The 15846-nt window shown below is 67.8% G+C and carries 17 protein-coding genes and 1 pseudogene; 9 read left to right on the forward strand and 9 right to left on the reverse strand.

Features of this window, described 5'->3' with window-relative positions:
- Nucleotides 1-157 precede the first annotated feature (157 nt).
- Complete coding sequence (gene glnE / locus QM701_RS09555; RefSeq protein ID WP_415166834.1) at nt 158-2884, forward strand: bifunctional [glutamate--ammonia ligase]-adenylyl-L-tyrosine phosphorylase/[glutamate--ammonia-ligase] adenylyltransferase; 2727 nt, start codon at nt 158-160, stop codon at nt 2882-2884.
- A gap of 104 nt (nt 2885-2988) precedes the next feature.
- Here the strand turns inward: glnE and mscL are convergent, their stop codons facing one another.
- Together mscL and QM701_RS09565 are read right to left on the reverse strand one after the other, a co-directional pair.
- Entirely contained in the window at nt 2989-3414 is a 426-nt protein-coding gene (gene mscL / locus QM701_RS09560) for a large conductance mechanosensitive channel protein MscL (RefSeq protein WP_415166835.1), read from the reverse strand.
- Nucleotides 3415-3476: 62 nt separating this feature from the next.
- Nucleotides 3477-4634: a pyridoxal phosphate-dependent aminotransferase gene (locus QM701_RS09565; protein ID WP_415166836.1), complete on the reverse strand. Its 1158-nt coding sequence runs from the start codon at nt 4632-4634 to the stop codon at nt 3477-3479.
- Between QM701_RS09565 and QM701_RS09570 the strand changes: the two genes are divergently transcribed.
- From QM701_RS09570 to QM701_RS09590, 5 genes and pseudogenes are all read left to right on the forward strand, one after another.
- On the forward strand, nt 4612-4827 hold the full coding sequence (locus QM701_RS09570; protein WP_415166837.1) for a hypothetical protein: 216 nt from the start codon (nt 4612-4614) through the stop codon (nt 4825-4827). The genes QM701_RS09565 and QM701_RS09570 overlap by 23 nt on opposite strands.
- Nucleotides 4824-5558, forward strand: coding sequence for a flagellar brake protein (locus QM701_RS09575; protein ID WP_415166838.1), 735 nt, complete (start codon nt 4824-4826; stop codon nt 5556-5558). Before QM701_RS09570 ends, QM701_RS09575 begins: the two co-directional genes overlap by 4 nt.
- A 45-nt stretch (nt 5559-5603) precedes the next feature.
- Nucleotides 5604-6686, forward strand: coding sequence for an S-methyl-5-thioribose-1-phosphate isomerase (mtnA, locus tag QM701_RS09580; RefSeq protein ID WP_415166839.1), 1083 nt, complete (start codon nt 5604-5606; stop codon nt 6684-6686).
- Nucleotides 6679-7332, forward strand: a complete 654-nt coding sequence (locus tag QM701_RS09585) for a class II aldolase/adducin family protein (RefSeq protein WP_415166840.1) — start codon at nt 6679-6681, stop codon at nt 7330-7332. The genes mtnA and QM701_RS09585 overlap by 8 nt, the downstream gene beginning before the upstream one ends.
- Nucleotides 7329-9000 (forward strand): annotated as a pseudogene (locus tag QM701_RS09590) (NAD(P)/FAD-dependent oxidoreductase). The gene QM701_RS09585 and the pseudogene QM701_RS09590 overlap by 4 nt, the downstream one beginning before the upstream one ends.
- Nucleotides 9001-9041: 41 nt before the next feature.
- Here the strand turns inward: QM701_RS09590 and QM701_RS09595 are convergent.
- Nucleotides 9042-9170 carry a hypothetical protein gene (locus tag QM701_RS09595; protein ID WP_415166841.1) on the reverse strand — a complete coding sequence of 43 codons (129 nt, stop codon included), beginning with the start codon at nt 9168-9170 and terminating at the stop codon, nt 9042-9044.
- A 6-nt stretch (nt 9171-9176) separates the two neighbouring features.
- On the opposite strand from QM701_RS09595, the gene QM701_RS09600 reads away from it, so the two are divergent.
- Both QM701_RS09600 and QM701_RS09605 read left to right on the forward strand, forming a co-directional pair.
- Nucleotides 9177-9521 carry a hypothetical protein gene (locus QM701_RS09600; protein WP_415169374.1) on the forward strand — a complete coding sequence of 115 codons (345 nt, stop codon included), beginning with the start codon at nt 9177-9179 and terminating at the stop codon, nt 9519-9521.
- 56 nt (nt 9522-9577) lie between these two features.
- Nucleotides 9578-9784, forward strand: a complete 207-nt coding sequence (locus tag QM701_RS09605; RefSeq protein WP_415169375.1) for a DUF3820 family protein — start codon at nt 9578-9580, stop codon at nt 9782-9784.
- 43 nt (nt 9785-9827) lie between these two features.
- On the opposite strand, the gene QM701_RS09610 is transcribed toward QM701_RS09605, so the two are convergent.
- From QM701_RS09610 to QM701_RS09630, 5 genes are all read right to left on the reverse strand, one after another.
- Complete coding sequence (locus QM701_RS09610; protein WP_415166842.1) at nt 9828-10193, reverse strand: type II toxin-antitoxin system RelE family toxin; 366 nt, start codon at nt 10191-10193, stop codon at nt 9828-9830.
- Nucleotides 10180-10431, reverse strand: a complete 252-nt coding sequence (locus QM701_RS09615; RefSeq protein WP_415166843.1) for a type II toxin-antitoxin system Phd/YefM family antitoxin — start codon at nt 10429-10431, stop codon at nt 10180-10182. Before QM701_RS09615 ends, QM701_RS09610 begins: the two co-directional genes overlap by 14 nt.
- Before the next feature lie 131 nt (nt 10432-10562).
- Entirely contained in the window at nt 10563-12068 is a 1506-nt protein-coding gene (locus tag QM701_RS09620) for an acetyl-CoA hydrolase/transferase family protein (protein ID WP_415166844.1), read from the reverse strand.
- A 404-nt stretch (nt 12069-12472) separates the two neighbouring features.
- Nucleotides 12473-12925: a D-aminoacyl-tRNA deacylase gene (gene dtd / locus QM701_RS09625; protein ID WP_415166845.1), complete on the reverse strand. Its 453-nt coding sequence runs from the start codon at nt 12923-12925 to the stop codon at nt 12473-12475.
- Entirely contained in the window at nt 12922-13527 is a 606-nt protein-coding gene (locus tag QM701_RS09630; RefSeq protein WP_415166846.1) for an aldehyde dehydrogenase family protein, read from the reverse strand. Before QM701_RS09630 ends, dtd begins: the two co-directional genes overlap by 4 nt.
- 199 nt (nt 13528-13726) lie before the next feature.
- On the opposite strand from QM701_RS09630, the gene QM701_RS09635 reads away from it, so the two are divergent.
- Complete coding sequence (locus QM701_RS09635) at nt 13727-14461, forward strand: IclR family transcriptional regulator (protein WP_415169376.1); 735 nt, start codon at nt 13727-13729, stop codon at nt 14459-14461.
- 21 nt (nt 14462-14482) lie between these two features.
- Here the strand turns inward: QM701_RS09635 and pbpG are convergent, their stop codons facing one another.
- The gene (pbpG, locus tag QM701_RS09640) at nt 14483-15562 is read right to left on the reverse strand and encodes a D-alanyl-D-alanine endopeptidase (protein ID WP_415166847.1); all 1080 of its coding nucleotides are present in this window, start codon (nt 15560-15562) and stop codon (nt 14483-14485) included.
- Between the last annotated feature and the right edge of the window lie 284 nt (nt 15563-15846).

A 15846-nucleotide genomic window follows, 5' to 3' on the forward strand; every position in this document is an offset into this window, starting at 1 on the left:
GCGGATGCGCGCCGGGGCGATGGCCCCGGCTTTGCCTGATCTCGAGAAACGTCATTAGAATGCTGCGATACCTTCAACCCGTCGGAGCGCCAATTGTAACGGCTTTGACAGCGGCAGGCCGTGGCCGCCCTCCCGCGCACGCACCCGATCGACCGACATGCACGCATCCACCTTTCCTGAATCCTGGCAGCCCGCGCTGCTGCACAGCCGCTTCCTGCGCCAGCTGCTTACGGCGCGCCCGGACGTCGTCGACTGGCTGTGTGAGCATGCCGAGGCGCCGCTGTCCGGCGGCGCGATGCGCGATTTCCTCGACGCCGAGGCGATCGCCGACGAGGAGGGCCTGAAGCGCGCGCTGCGCCGCCTGCGCCAGCGCGTGATGGCCGTGCTGATCGTGCGCGACCTCGGCGGCCGGGCGCCGCTCGCCGAAGTGGTCGAGACCATGACCGCGCTGGCCGACGCGACCACCAACCGCGCGCTCGACTTCCTGCACCGCCGGCTGGCCGCGCAGTTCGGCGAGCCGCTGGACCAGCAGGGCCGGCCGCAGCGCCTGCTGGTGATCGGCATGGGCAAGCTCGGCGGGCGCGAGCTCAACGTCTCGTCCGACGTCGACTACATCTTCGTCTATCCGGAGGACGGCGAGACGGCCGGCACGCCCGACGGCGGCAAGCGCATCGAGGCCTTCGATTTCTTCACCCGCCTGGGCAAGCGGCTGATCGCGGCGATCGACGAGATCACCGGCGACGGGCAGGTGTTCCGCGTGGACATGCGCCTGCGGCCGAACGGCGATTCCGGGCCGTTGGTCGGCTCGATCGTCTCGCTGGAGAACTACTTCATCGCCCAGGGCCGCGAATGGGAACGCTACGCCTGGATCAAGGCGCGGGTGATGAACGAGGGCGACAACCTGCAGCCGGAATGGGCGGCCATGCTCGAACGCATCGCCCGCCCCTTCATCTACCGCAAGTACCTGGACTTCGGCGCGATCAACGCGATGCGCGACCTGCACGCGCAGATCCGCCGCGAGGTGGCGCGCCGCGACCGGGCCGACCACATCAAGCTCGGCCCCGGCGGCATCCGCGAGATCGAGTTCATGGCGCAGGTCTTCCAGCTCATCCGCGGCGGCCGCGATGCGGCGCTGCAGATCCGGCCGACGCTGCAGGTGCTGCCGCTGCTGGTCGCCCGCCGCCTGCTGCCGGCCGAAAGCGAACGCGAGCTGGTCGAGGCCTACGGCTTCCTGCGGCGGCTGGAACACCGTCTGCAGTACGTCGAGGACGCGCAGACGCACATGCTGCCGACCGACGAGGCGGAGCGCGCGCAGATCGCCCGTTCCATGGATTTCGCCGACTGGCCGGCGCTGCGCGCGGTGCTGGAAGCGCACCGGCAGCACGTGGCCCGGCACTTCGAGGAGATCTTTTCCGACCCCGAGGACGGCACGCACGCCCTGGCCGGCCTGTGGTTCGAGCAGATCGAGGGCGACGACGCGCTGGAGACGGCGGGCAATCTCGGCTTCCGCCGTCCGGCGGCGATGCTGGAGCGCCTGCACGCCTTCCGGCAGAGCGCCAAGTACCAGCAGCTGGCCGCTCCGATCCGCGAGCGGCTCGACGCCATCGGCCCGCGCCTGATCGAAGCCGCGGCCGCCACCCGGACGCCCGACGCCACCTGGCAGCGCGGCCTCGACCTGATCGAGACGATCGGCCGGCGCGGCGCCTACCTCGCGCTGCTGCAGCAGCATCCGCAGGCGCTGACGAAGGTCGCCGAGATCATCGGCAGCTCGGCCTGGGCCGCCACCTACCTGATCCGCCACCCGATCCTGCTCGACGAGGTGATCGATCCGCGCCTGTACGACGTGGCCACCGACTGGGACGGGTTCAAGCACGACCTCGACGCGCGCCTGGCCAGCGAGTCCGGCGACACCGAGCGCGAAATGGACGTGCTGCGCGAGGAGTACCACGCGCAGGTCTTCCGCCTGCTGGCGCAGGACATCGCCGGCCTGCAGACGGTCGAGCGGCTGGCCGACCACCTGACCCAGCTGGCCGACATCGTCGTGCAGACCACGCTGGACCGCTGCTGGAATCTCCTGCGCGAACGCCATCCGCACCCCGACCGGCCGCCGAAGTTCGCGGTCATCGCCTACGGCAAGCTGGGCGGCAAGGAGCTGGCCTACGGCTCGGACCTCGATCTGGTGTTCCTGCACGACGATCCCGAGCCCGGCGTCGGCGAAATCTACGCCCGCCTGGTGCGGCGCATGAGCACCTGGCTGTCGAGCCAGACCTCGGCCGGCATGCTCTTCGAAACCGACTTCCGCCTGCGGCCGAACGGCGACGCGGGCCTGCTGGTCTGCTCGGTGGAGGCGTTCCGCGAATACCAGCTGACCAAGGCCTGGGCCTGGGAGCACCAGGCGCTGACGCGCGCCCGCTTCTGCGCCGGCGACCCCGAGGCCGGCCGGCGCTTCGAGGCAATCCGCCGGGAAATCCTGCGCCAGCCGCGCGATCCGGAAAAACTCAGGCAGGACGTGCTGGAGATGCGCCAGCGCATGCTCGACGCGCACGCCTCGAACAGCGACGAGGTCTTCGACATCAAGCAGGACCCGGGCGGGCTGGTGGACGTCGAGTTCATCGTGCAGTTTCTCGTCCTCGGCCACGCGCATGCGCACGAAGCGCTGTGCGGCAACCTCGGCAACATCGCGCTGCTGCGCATCGCCGCCGAACTGGACCTCATCCCGGCGCCGCTGGCCGAGCAGGTGCGCGACATCTATCGCGAATACCGCCGCATGCAGCACGCCTTCCGCCTGGACGGCATCCGCGGCGTCCGCATCGAACGCGACCCGCATCGCAGGAACATCGAGACGGTGCGGAAGCTGTGGTCGCTGGTGTTCGAAAAAGATTGACCACAACGGCACGGCGGGCACAACGGAAAAGAGTTGGTTTTCCGCCGTGCCCGCCGTGCCGCCGTGGTTAAAACGATTTTTGGCTTTTCTCCGCGCTGATCGCCTTACTTCTTCAGACTGTCGCGGATTTCGCGCAGCAGCACGATGTCTTCCGGGGTGGCCGGCGGCGGAGCGGCCGGTTCGGCTTTGCGCAGGCGGTTCATCTGCTTGATCATCATGAAGATGATGAAGGCCAGGATGACGAAATTGACCACGATGGTGATGAAGTTGCCGTAGGCGAACACCGGCACCTGGGCTTTCTTGAGCGCGTCGAGCGTCATCGCCGTGCCGGGCGGCACGTTGCCCAGCACCACGAACATGCCCGAGAAGTCGAGCTTGCCGCCCATGATGAACGCCACGATCGGCATGATCAGGTCGGCGACGACCGAATCGACGATCTTGCCGAACGCGCCGCCGATGATCACGCCGACGGCGAGATCCATGACGTTGCCCTTCATGGCGAATTCTTTGAACTCCTGCATCATGCCCATACGGCCTCCTGAAAGAAAAAAAAGATCGAGAACGACCGGGAAACACCCTTGCGCAACGCCGCCTAAAGCCGGCGCAGCCTTTCGCCGGCCGCGGCCAGCGTGGATTCCTGCTTGGCGAAACAGAAGCGCACCACGCGGTCGTCCCGCCCGTCATGATGGAACACCGAGACGGGGATCACCGCCACGCCGATTTCGCGCGTCAGCCAGACGGCGAAATCGCGGTCCGGCAGGTCCGAGACGGCGTCGTAGCGCGCCAGCTGGAAATAGGTGCCGTGGCACGGCAGCAGCTCGAACTTCGTCCCGCGCAGCTGCTCGCGGAAAAAGTCGCGCTTGTGCTGGTAGAAGGCGGCCAACCCGAGATAACGGGCCGGATCGCGCATGTAGTCGGCGATGCCGATCTGGCACGGCGTGTTCACCGTGAACACGTTGAACTGGTGGACCTTGCGGAACTCGGCCATCAGGTCCGCCGCGCCGAGCACGTAGCCGACCTTCCAGCCGGTGATGTGGTAGGTCTTGCCGAACGAGGAGACGACGATGCTGCGCGTCGCCAGCAGCGGATGCGCGGCCACGCTGAGGTGGCGCCGCCCGTCGAAGACGATGTGCTCGTAGACCTCGTCCGCCAGCACCACGATGTCGGTGTCGCGGGTCAGCTCGGCCAGGGCGTCCAGGTCGTCGGCCGTGAGCAGGCTGCCGGCCGGGTTGTTCGGCGAGTTGACGATGATCATGCGCGTGCGCGGCGTGATCAGCGCGCGCACCTCGTCCCAGTCCGGCCGGTAGTCGGGGAAGCGCAGGCGGGCGTAGACGGCGCGCCCGCCGACGGTCTCGACGGCCGGCACGTAGCTGTCGTAGAACGGGGCGAAGACGATGACCTCGTCGCCGCCGCGGACGAAGGCGGCGATCGCCGTGAACAGCGCCTGCGTGGCCCCGGCGGTGACCGTGATCTCGTGGTCCGCGTCGTAGCGCGCGCCGTGGAGCGATTCGACCTTGCCGGCGATCGCCTGGCGCAGCTCCGGCAGCCCGGCCATCGGCGGGTACTGGTTGCGCCCGTCGTTCATCGCGCGGGTCACCGCCTCGAACAGCGCCGGTTCGGCCTGGAAGTCGGGGAAGCCCTGCGAGAGGTTGATGGCGCCGCAGTCGGCCGCCAGCTTCGACATCACGGTGAAGATGGTGGTGCCCACCCAGGGCAGCTTGGAATCGATGGCCAGCGAGGTGGAAATCATGGGAGTCGGCTGCCGTGCAGAAGAAGGAAAACGATGGCTACTCTACGGCCACGCGCGTGGCGAAGCAACAAATGTGGAGCGGCGCAAACATTTTCGCCGATCGGTATGGCGCATCGCGAACCTCGGCTTTACCATTGCGTCCAATTCAGGGAAACCCGGCGGCAAGCGCCACGCACAGCGTAACGAACCATGAACGAGACCTATTCCGAAAAGGACATCGAACGCTGCACCTTGACCAACCCCCACGAGATCGTGTTCCAGCTCAAGAGCCTGATCAAGCGGGGAGACAGGGTTTCGGTCATCTTTCAGGAAGGCCGGCAGAGCTTCCTCACCATCCTCATGGACGTGTCGCCCCGGGAGGGCCTGTTCTACTTCGACATCGGCGGCAGCAAGGAGGTCAACCAGGCCTTCCTGCACGCGGAGAGCTGCACCTTCACCACCTTCGTCGAAGGCATCCGCATCCAGTTCTCGGCGAAGGGCTGCCGGGAAGCGACGCTGCGCGGCGAAGCCGCGTTCGCCGCGCCGATTCCGCAGGCCATGCTGCGCCTGCAGCGGCGCGAGACCTTCCGCCTGCAGCTGCCGAGCGCCAAGCCCTTCACCTGCCGCGTCCGGCGCGGCACGCCGAAGGAAGAGCTGCTGCCGCTGCACGACATCTCGGTCGGCGGCATCGGCGTCCTGACGGCCTCGCCGCTGAACTACGCGCAGATGGAGACGCTGGACAACTGCTGGCTCGACCTGCACGAGAACGGGATGATCCGTTGCGCGCTGGAGATCCGCTACGTCATGGCCACCGAAGGCCGCACCGGCAAGCCGCTCTGGCACATGGGATGCAGGTTCGTCGGCCTACCGCCGATGGACGAGATGCAGATCCAGCGCTTCATGGCCCGGATCGAAGCCGAACGGCGGGCGCTGGCCTCGGGCTGAACGGTCTCGCGGGAAATTCCCGCCCGCTGGCTTAAAATCCCGCCGATGAAGCCAGACACCCCGTTCATTCCCACCATTCGCGCCACGGCGGACGGCGCCGTGGAAATCATCGACCAGACCGCGCTGCCCCACGCCTGCCGCATCGTGCGCCTCGCCTGCCTGGAGGACGCCGAGCAGGCGATCCGCGGCATGCAGGTGCGCGGCGCGCCGCTGATCGGCGTCACCGCCGCCTACGGCGTGGCGCTGGCGCTCGCGCGCCGGGACGACGACCGCACGCTGGACGCGGCCGTCGCCGCGCTGGCCGCGACCCGCCCGACGGCGGTCAACCTGGGCTGGGCGCTGGCGCGCATGCGGGCGCGGCTGGCCGCGCTGCCCGCCGGGGCGCGCGCGGCGGCGGCCTGGCACGAAGCCGCCGCGATCGCCGACGAGGACGCCGAGCAATGCCGCCGCATCGGCGAACACGGCCTCGCCCTGCTGCGCCCGCTCGCGGCCAGTCGCGGGCGGCTCGACGTGATGACCCACTGCAACGCCGGCCGGCTGGCCACCGTCGATTTCGGCACGGCGCTGGCGCCGATCTACGCCGCGTTCGACGCGGGCATCGAGACGCACGTCTGGGTCTCCGAGACCCGGCCGCGCAACCAGGGCCTGCTCACCGCCTGGGAACTGCAGCAGCGCGGCGTGCCGCACACGCTGATCGCCGACAACGCCGCCGGACTGCTGCTAGCGCAGGGCAGAGCCGACGCGGTGATCGTTGGCGCCGACCGCATCGCCGCCAACGGCGACGTGGCCAACAAGGTCGGCACTTACCTCAAGGCGCTCGCCGCGCGCGCGGCAGGCGTGCCGTTCTACGTCGCCGCGCCGCGCTCGACGATCGATTTCTCCTGCCCCGAAGGCGACGCCATCCCGATCGAGGAGCGCCACGGCGACGAACTTCGCGTCGTCCAGGGTGTCAACGCAGCCGGCCGGCCCGATGCGGTCCGGGCGATTGCCGCCGACAAGGCGGTCGCCAACCCGGCGTTCGACGTCACGCCGGGACGCCTGATCGACGCCATCATCACCGAACGCGGCGCCTGCCCGGCAACGGCCGACGGGCTGCGCGCGCTTTACCCGGAGACCCACGATGCCTGAACTGCGCCGGCAACTGATCGAAACGGCCCGCCGCATGGCGCCCGCCAACCTCAATCGCGGCACGGCCGGCAACCTTTCCGTGCGCGCCCGCGAGAACGGCGAGGACGGCTACCTGATCACGCCGAGCGGCATGGATTACGACGTGCTGGTGCCGGAGGACATCGTGTTCATGCGCCTCGACGGCACGCCCGACGGCCGCCGCAAGCCGTCGTCCGAATGGCGCCTGCATCACGACGTCTACACCGGGCGGCCGGAAGCCGGGGCCGTCCTGCACGCGCATTCGGCGTTCGCCACCAGCCTGGCCTGCCTGCGCCGCGACATTCCGCCCTTTCACTACATGATCGCACGCTTCGGCGGCGACACGATCCGCTGCGCGGACTACGCCACCTTCGGCACCCAGGCGCTGTCCGACCACGCGCTCGCCGCCCTGCGCGGCCGCTGCGCCTGCCTGCTGGCCAACCACGGCCTGCTGGTGTTCGGGCGCACGCTGGAGCAGATGTTCGCCCTCGCCGTCGAATTCGAGGCCCTGTGCGAACACTACTGGCGCGCCTGCCAGCTCGGCCAGCCGGTGCTGCTGCCGCCTGAGGAAATGCAGGCCGTGCTGGCGAAGTTCGCCACCTACGGGCAGCAGGATTCCGCCGCATGATCCGCATCAACGAGATCAGGCTGCCGCTCGACCACCCACCGGAGGCCCTGGCCGCCGCCGCGGCACGGCGCCTGGACCTGCCCTTGGCGGACATCCGCCGCTTGGCCGTATGCAAGCGCAGCCACGACGCGCGCAAGAAGAACGCGCCGACCTTCATCTACAGCCTCGACGTGGAGGTTACCGACGAGGCGCGCCTGCTGGAAAAACTCGCCGGCGACACGCACATCGGGCCGGCGCCCGACATGACGTACCGCTTCGTGGCGCGCGCTCCCGCGCAGCCGGACAAACGGCCGGTGGTCGTCGGCTTCGGGCCGGCCGGCATCTTCGCCGCGCTGGTGCTGGCGCAGATGGGTTTCCGTCCGCTCGTGCTGGAGCGCGGCAAGGCCGTGCGCGAACGCACGCAGGACACCTGGCGGCTCTGGCGCGAGAACCGGCTCGATCCCGAATCGAACGTCCAGTTCGGCGAAGGCGGCGCCGGCACCTTTTCGGACGGCAAGCTGTACAGCCAGGTGCGCGACCCGCGCCATCTCGGGCGCAAGGTGCTCAGCGAATTCGTCAAGGCCGGCGCGCCGGAGGAAATCCTCTACGTCGCCCGGCCGCACATCGGCACCTTCCGGCTGGTGGCCATGGTCGAGCGCATGCGCGCGGAAATCGAAGCGCTCGGCGGGGAAATCCGCTTCCAGAGCCGCGTCGACGGCCTCGTCATCGAATCGGGCCGCATACGTGGCGTGATACTCGCCAGCGGCGAGCGCATCGCCGCCGACCACGTCGTGCTGGCCCTCGGCCACAGCGCCCGCGACACCTTCGCCATGCTGCACGCCAGCGGCGTGTTCATGGAAGCGAAGCCCTTCGCCGTGGGCTTTCGCATAGAGCATCCGCAGACGCTGATCGACAAGGCCCGGCTCGGTCCCAACGCCGGCAACCCGCTGCTCGGCGCCGCCGACTACAAGCTGGTCCACCACGCCGGCAACGGGCGCTCGGTCTACAGCTTCTGCATGTGTCCCGGCGGCCAGGTGGTGGCCGCCACCTCCGAGGAGAACTGCGTCGTCACCAACGGCATGAGCCAGTACTCGCGCGCCGAACGCAACGCCAACGCCGGCATCGTGGTCAACGTTTCCCCCGCGGATTTCGGCGGCGGCCCCGGCGACCCGCTGGCCGGCATCGCCTTCCAGCGGCGGCTCGAAGCGCGCGCCTTCGAACTCGGCGGCGGCACCTACGAGGCGCCGGGGCAACTGCTCGGCGATTTCCTCGCCGGGCGCCCGTTGAACGCGCCTCGGTTCGGTCGTGCCGTCGTACCAGCCCGGCGTGCATCTGACCGACCTGTCGACGGCGCTGCCCGACTTCGCCATCGCCGCGATCCGCGAGGCGATCCCGGCCTTCGACCGGCAGATCCGCGGCTTCGCGCTGCCCGACGCGATACTGACCGGCGTCGAGACGCGCACCTCATCGCCGCTGCGCATCACGCGCGGCGACGATCTGCAGAGCGTGAACGTACGGGGCCTCTACCCGGCCGGCGAAGGCGCCGGCTATGCCGGCGGAATCCTGTCGGCGGGAATCGACGGGATCAGGATCGCCGAGGCCGTGGCCTTGCGGATCGCGGCCGCCGCCGGGGAAGCGCCCGGCCCGCTCCCTTCCGCGGTGGTAAAATCCGTCGCGGAAACGCCGTAGCCCGATTGGAGAAGATGCCGTGAACACCCCGCCCGACCTGCTCAAAGCCATCCGGACAGGTCGAACTCGCCGCCGTCGTCGCCGCCCTGGACGCCGGCACGCCGGTCGAACTGGACGACGGCAAGGGCGATCCCGGCCTGCCCCTGGCCATCGCCTGCTTCCTGGGCCACGCGGAAATCGTCCGCGAACTCGCCATCCGCGGCGCCAAGGTCAACTGCGGCGACAACCGCCAGCCTAATTCCCCGCTGTCGATGGCCGTCCGGGCCGGCCGGACCGAAGTGGTCAAGGTGCTCATCGAGCACGGCGCGGAAGTCCCCGAAGGGATGGAAACGGGGCTGCGCAAGGACGAATTGATGCTGGCCCGCTGGAAGGCGCAGCATCTCGACGCCGGCAAGGCCGCCGCCGCGGCCCCCGGCCCGGTCATCGAGGAAATCCAGGTCGGCGGCTGCTACGGCACCGACACCGACGTGCTGAACGCGGAAATGCGCCGCGCCGTCGAAGCCCTCTCCCCCAAGAAATAGGGCCGCCGCCCTTGCCCGATCGCCCCGCGCCTTCCCTCCGCGCCGATTCCGAAACCCTGGCGCGGCTGGTCGCCGTCGCCATGCCGTTCGGCAAATACAAGGGCCGCGCGATCGCCGACCTGCCGGGCCATTACCTCAACTGGTTCGCCCGCGCAGGCTTCCCGCCCGGCGAACTCGGCCGGCTGCTCGCGCTCATGCACGAGATCGACCACAACGGCCTGAAGGAACTGCTCACCCCGCTGCGGAAGGCGGCGCCTCGCTGACCTGCAGCGTTCGTCCGCACCGCCGGCCGGGCGGCAGGTTGATTCACGGCGAGAGTTTGCCCTTGACGGTTTTTGCCAGTTCGGCCACCTTTTCGCCAAGCCGCGTCAGGACCGAGCGGTAAACCATGCCGTCCTCGCGCTTGTCGACCGCCATGACCATCACGATGAGCCGGTCGTCCTCGACGCCATAAACCAGGCGATAACCTTGCTTCCTGAGCTTGATCTTGTAGTACCCCTCAAGCTCGCCGTGCAGCGCTCCGCCGGGAACATGCGGATTATCCAGCCGCTTGCGCAGCAGGTTGCGCATCGGCTCCTTCACCGAGCCGTCCAGGTCCTGCCACTCCTTCAGCGCCGAGGGGACGAAGAAAAGCCGGTACTTGTACTTCCGCGTCGGCTCAGATTTCGTCAACGTTGACCTCGACCGCGTGCTCCTTCTCGGCCACTCGCGCCATCACGGTGCGATAGAGGTCGTGGTCCGCCAGTTCTTCCAGCATCGCCTGGAACAATTTCGGCTCCACCATGTAAAAGGCCGCCTTGTTGTGGTTGAGGACGGCCACCGGCCGGCTGTCGGCCGCGCGCAACACCGAAGCCGGATTCTTCTTGAACTCGGACATGCTGACCGTGAAATCCGAAAGAATGGTTTGCATGAAACGGCTCCTATATTAGATACAAATTCAGCTACATAATAAGCTCTTAACAAGACAAAGGCAATTCGCCACCTAAAAAAAAGGGCCTCCGCACGGGAGGCCCTGAGTCATGGCAAGCGCGCCGAGCGGAATCAGTCGCGGTAGTCCTGCCAGTTGATGTTGCGCATGTCGCCCGTGGTGCGGAACTTGCGGTGCATGGCGAACGCCATAGACAGCGACATCGGTTCGTGGATGTTCTTGTCCATCCGCTCCAGATATTCGCGCAGCTGGTCCTTGTAGTCCGGATGCACGCAGTTGTCCACGATGATCCGCGCGCGCTCGTGCGGGTCCTTGCCGCGCAGGTCGGCCACGCCCTGCTCGGTGATGAGCACCTGCACCGAATGCTCGCTGTGGTCCATGTGCGAGGCCACCGGGACGATCGCGGAAATCATGCCGTTCTTGGCCGTGGACGGGCACGAGAAGATGGAGATGTAGGCGTTGCGGGTGAAGTCGCCGGAGCCGCCGATGCCGTTCATCATCGTCTTGCCGAGCACGTGCGTGGAGTTCACGTTGCCGCCGAGGTCCATCTCAAGCGCCGTGTTCATGGAGATGATGCCCAGGCGGCGCACCAGTTCCGGGTTGTTCGAGATTTCCTGCGGACGCAGCACCAGCCGCTTCTTGAAGTATTCGATGTCGGCCACGACCTTGCTCATCGCCTCCGGACTGAGCGTCAGCGAGCAGGTCGAGGCGAACTTGCAGCGGCCGTTCTCGAGCAGCGGGATGACCGAATCCTGGAGCACCTCGGTGTACATCTCGAACGCCGGGATGTCCGTGCTGCGCCCGAGGGCCGCCAGCACCGCGTTGGCGATGTTGCCGACGCCCGACTGCAGCGGCAGGAAGCTGGCCGGCACCCGGCCGCTGCGGATTTCGCTGACCAGGAAGTCGGCGACGTTCTGGCCGATCTGGTCGGTCACCGGCGTGGCTTCGTCGAAACCGCCCGATTCATCGGCGAGGTTGGTGAACACGACGCCGACGATCTTCTTCGGATCGACCACGCAGATCGGCGAACCGCAGCGGTCCGACGGGCTGTAGATCGGGATTTCGCTGCGGCCGGGGGGGTCCTTCGGTTCGAAGATGTCGTGCAGGCCGAGCAGCGAGGTCGGATGCTTGGAGTTGAGCTCGATGATGACCTTGTCCGCCACGCGCAGGTAGGTATTGCTGTTGCCCACCGAGGTCGACAGCACGACGCCGCCGCCCGCCGTCAGGTCGCAGGCTTCGACGACGGCCCAGTTGACTTGGCCGAGGAAACCGTAGCGCACCTGCTGCGCCACCGCCGACAAGTGCATGTCGACGAAGCGCACGTTGCCGGCATTGATCTGCTTGCGCAGCGTGGCGTTGCCCTGGTAGGGAGCACGGAAGCTGATGGCTTCCGCCTCGGCCAGCGCGCCGTCGAGCGATTTGCCGGTGGAAGCGCCGGTCAGCACGCCGACCTTGAACGGCCGGCCGGCGGCATGTTCGCGGCGCGCCTTCTGCGCCAGCGCGAACGGCACGGCCTTGGCCGCGCCGGCAGCGGTGAATCCGCTGAAGCCGATGTTATGGCCATCCTGGATCATTTCCGCCGCTTCTTCGGCGGTGAGAATCGGAAACGGTAACGCCATTGGTCACACTCCTTGTCTAATTGATGATTGCGATCGTAAAAAAACAAAAAGCGCCTACGTGTTGCACGCGGCGCGAAATATCGTGGAAAGCAGCGGCAAACCGGCCGGCCTCGCGGCCGCCGTCGGCCCGGCTCGCGCCGGTGGCGGCGGCATGCGGGTCCGACGGACATCGCGGGCGATTATAGCCCTCGCCCCCCCTGCCGGCAAACCGGCGAACAGTTCCGGAACAGGCCATGCCCTCCCCCCGAAGCATGATCGGCTGATGCGCACGAAGACCCGCCGGCGCCTTGCGGCGCCACGCCCGCCCTCACGGGAGGCGCGAAGTCCGTCAAGATGCTAACGCGAATCCCGCCGAGAACAATTGCGGTTTTCCACAAGCGCGGCGGCGTGCGCGAAAGGCCCGCTCAGGAGCGTTCGGCGGAATCGATGCACAGGGTCACCGGCCCGTCGTTCACCAGGCGCACGACCATCTCGGCGCCGAAGACGCCGGTCGGCACGGGACGCCCGAGGTCGGCTTCGAGCTGCCGCACGAAACGGTCGAACAGCGGCCGCGAAACGTCGGGCGCCGCGGCGCGGCTCCACGACGGCCGGTTGCCCTTGCGCACGGAGGCGTACAGCGTGAACTGGCTGACCGCCAGCACGTCGCCGCCGGCATCGACGACGCTGCGGTTCATCACGCCGGCCGCGTCGTCGAAGATGCGCAGGCGCGACAGCTTGCCCGACACCCAGGCCAGATCCTCCGCGCCGTCGCCCGCCTCGAAGCCGGCCAATACCAGCAGGCCCGGCCCGATGGCGCCGACCGTTTGCCCGTCCACCTCGACGCTGGCGGAGGCGACGCGCTGCACCACGACCCTCATCGCGCCACGCCCCCGGCGGCCGGCGACCAACTGGCCACGACCTCGTCCGCCGCGTAAAGCACGTTGATCGTGCCGTGCGGGAAGCCACAGTGCCCCGACAATTCGGCCAGGGCGAACACGGCCGACGGAGAGGCCAGTGCGGGGAAAACGATTAGCGCCGCGCCTCCGGCCAGCGCGGTAACCGCCGGTTCAACGAATTCGGCAAGCGCCCCCGAGACGACGGCGACCCCGTCGGCGGGACACGCCGCCGGCTGGCGCAGCAGCGAAACGACGCGCGCGATTTCCTGGTCGGCGTCCGCCGGGTCCCGGCCCGCCTCCTCGGCGATCAGCGCGGCGAAATGCGCGGCCAGTCCGGACAGCGCCTCGCCCAGCGCCGCGAGCCGCTCCCGCCGGCCCGCCTCGCCGAGGCCGGTCCACGCCGGCAGGCCGGCGCGGGCGGAGCGCAACGCTTCCTCGAAATCCGCGCGTCCGCACAGCGGCACCCGGCGCACGACGACGCCCGTGGCCGGATTGCGCACTTCATGGAAGGCCGGCGCCACTCTGAGGACGGCACGCCCGTCGAGCCACAGGGGAATCGCGTAAACCGCTCCGCTACGCTGCATCGGCTCCCCACGAAAGGTGTTTCGCAACGCTCATGATGGTAAGATGATTGGCCGCACGCGCTTGGCGGGGTCCGGCCGGTACGGGCAAGACGGGGACAGTCCGGCAATGAACGACCGCCGCAAGACAAGACGCGAATCTTACAGGATTGCACAGGTGGAACAAGCAGAAGCTAAGGGATCGATCCAGGTCATCGAGCGCATGATGTCCCTGATCGATGCGCTGGCGGACACGGCGGAACCGATGTCGCTCAAGGCCTTGTCCAGGCTTACCGGACTTCACCCCTCCACGGCGCACCGGATTCTCGCCGCGATGACGCAGTCGAGGCTGGTCGATCGCTGCGAAGCGGGCACCTACGGGCTGGGAATCCGTTTCCTGGAACTCGGCAACGTCGTCAAGTCCCGCTTCAGCATCCGCGACACCGCGTTGCCGGTCATGCAGGAACTGCATGAAGCCCTCGGCGAGGCCGTCAACCTGGGCATCCGCGACAAGGACGAGATCGTCTACCTGGAGCGCACGTCCAGCGGGCGCTCGCTGGTCCGGGTGGTGTACCTGATCGGCGCGCGTGCGCCGCTGCATCTCACCTCGCTGGGCAAGCTGTTCCTCGCCGCCGACAGCGCGACCAACGTCCGGGCTTACGCCGAACGCACCGGCCTGCCCGGCAAGACGCCGCACTCGCTGACGAGCTTCGAGCAGCTCGAAAAGGAACTGGAAACGATCCGCCGGGACGACCTCGCCTACGACAACGAGGAAGCCGAGCTCGGCCTGCGCTGCATCGCCGCGCCGATCCGCAACGACGAGGGGACCGTGGTCGCCGGACTGTCGATCTCGGCCCCGACCGAGCGGCACAATCCCAACTGGACGGATCAGCTCAGGCAGGCCACGGCGTCCATCTCCCAGGCGCTGGGGTATCGCCAGCGCGCGGCGCGCTCCTGAGGGGGCTTCGCCGAAGCGGAATCAGCCCCGCGGTTCGAACGACGCCTGCTGCGCCCGGACGCCGCCGCGCGAGGCGTGCGTGGTTTCCATCCAGCGCTTGATCCGGTTGGCGTCTCCCACGCGGGTCAGCTTGCCGACGGAATCGAGCAGCACGATGACCACCGGCCGGTCCGCCACGCGCGCCTGCATGACGAGGCACTTGCCCGCCTCGTTGATGTATCCCGTCTTGGACAGGCCGACGTCCCACGCGGTGCTCTTGACCAGCGGATTGGTATTGTGGAACTCCAGCTGCCGCCCGGCGATCTCGACGGCTGCGCCTGGCGTCGTCGAGAACTCGCGGATGAGGGGATAGCGGTAGGCGGCGGCAACCATCTTGGCGAGGTCGTGCGCGGTCGAGACATTGTTGCTGGTCAGCCCGGTGGGGTCCTCGAAACGTGTATCGGTCATGCCGAGCGAATGCGCCTTGCCGTTCATCGCCGCCAGGAAGGCGGACACCCCGCCCGGATAATGCCGCGCCAGCGCGTGCGCGGCGCGGTTTTCCGAAGACATCAGGGCCAGCAGCAGCGCCGTCTCGCGCGTCATGCTCGCGCCCACCTGGAGGCGCGAGCGGCTGCCGCGCAGGTAGTCGACGTCCTCCTCGGACACGGTGACGCGCGCCTCCAGATCGGGCGAGCCGTCCAGCACGACCATGGCGGTCATCAGCTTGGTGATCGAGGCGATCGGCACGATGGCGGTGGCGTTCTTCTCGAACAGCGCCCCGCCGCCGCCCTGCTCGATGACGAGCGCCGCGCCGGACTTCACGTCCAGCAGCCGGTCCTCATGCGGGCGCACGCCCGCCGCCGGCACGACGGCCCTGACCAGGGAGGCCTTCTTGACCGCCGGAGCTTTCTTGGCCGCCGGCGCCTTGTTCGCCTTTGCCGCTACCGCCGGCTTGGCCGCGGCGCGGCGGAGTGTGGGCGGAGCGTCCTGTTTTTTCTTGCCCGCGGCGAGAGTCTGCTTGGTGCGGGAGGTCGAATTCGAGTTCGCATCGCTCTTTTTGGCGGCGTAAACGGTACTCATCGGCACCAGGCCCAGCCCAACCGCCACAAAAAGAGCCACCATCGGCTTCAACCTGCCTGACATACCCACCCTCGTTTACGCGCCAAAACACTGAAAAAGTCTAGCAGTCACATTGAAAAAATCAAGAAAAATAATGAGATAGATACAAAAATTAAGAAACGACATAAAAACCGCCCAATTATCATTCGTCTAGATCGAGGGCGTCATGCCGTCCTGGAAAGCGAAACCGCCTGCCCGCGCGGGCGGGTGCGGCCGGGCGGCGCCAAGGCTGTCGGTTTTCCGAAATGATGGTAAACTCGTTTGCTGAGCAACGTGGTAATGATGTC

It is taken from the genome of Propionivibrio sp. (assembly GCF_047602565.1).
Taxonomy (GTDB): Bacteria; Pseudomonadota; Gammaproteobacteria; order Burkholderiales; family Rhodocyclaceae; genus Propionivibrio.

Coding starts and splice junctions, on each gene's coding strand:
- QM701_RS09570 (WP_415166837.1), top strand. CDS start 4,612: ATGGCCAGCGAGGTGGAAATCATGGGAGTCGGCTGCCGTGCAGAAGAA.
- pbpG (WP_415166847.1), bottom strand. CDS start 15,562: ATGGTGGCTCTTTTTGTGGCGGTTGGGCTGGGCCTGGTGCCGATGAGT.
- QM701_RS09565 (WP_415166836.1), bottom strand. CDS start 4,634: ATGATTTCCACCTCGCTGGCCATCGATTCCAAGCTGCCCTGGGTGGGC.
- mscL (WP_415166835.1), bottom strand. CDS start 3,414: ATGGGCATGATGCAGGAGTTCAAAGAATTCGCCATGAAGGGCAACGTC.
- mtnA (WP_415166839.1), top strand. CDS start 5,604: ATGAAGCCAGACACCCCGTTCATTCCCACCATTCGCGCCACGGCGGAC.
- QM701_RS09630 (WP_415166846.1), bottom strand. CDS start 13,527: ATGCAGCGTAGCGGAGCGGTTTACGCGATTCCCCTGTGGCTCGACGGG.
- QM701_RS09575 (WP_415166838.1), top strand. CDS start 4,824: ATGAACGAGACCTATTCCGAAAAGGACATCGAACGCTGCACCTTGACC.
- QM701_RS09620 (WP_415166844.1), bottom strand. CDS start 12,068: ATGGCGTTACCGTTTCCGATTCTCACCGCCGAAGAAGCGGCGGAAATG.
- QM701_RS09615 (WP_415166843.1), bottom strand. CDS start 10,431: ATGCAAACCATTCTTTCGGATTTCACGGTCAGCATGTCCGAGTTCAAG.
- dtd (WP_415166845.1), bottom strand. CDS start 12,925: ATGAGGGTCGTGGTGCAGCGCGTCGCCTCCGCCAGCGTCGAGGTGGAC.
- glnE (WP_415166834.1), top strand. CDS start 158: ATGCACGCATCCACCTTTCCTGAATCCTGGCAGCCCGCGCTGCTGCAC.
- QM701_RS09585 (WP_415166840.1), top strand. CDS start 6,679: ATGCCTGAACTGCGCCGGCAACTGATCGAAACGGCCCGCCGCATGGCG.
- QM701_RS09635 (WP_415169376.1), top strand. CDS start 13,727: ATGATGTCCCTGATCGATGCGCTGGCGGACACGGCGGAACCGATGTCG.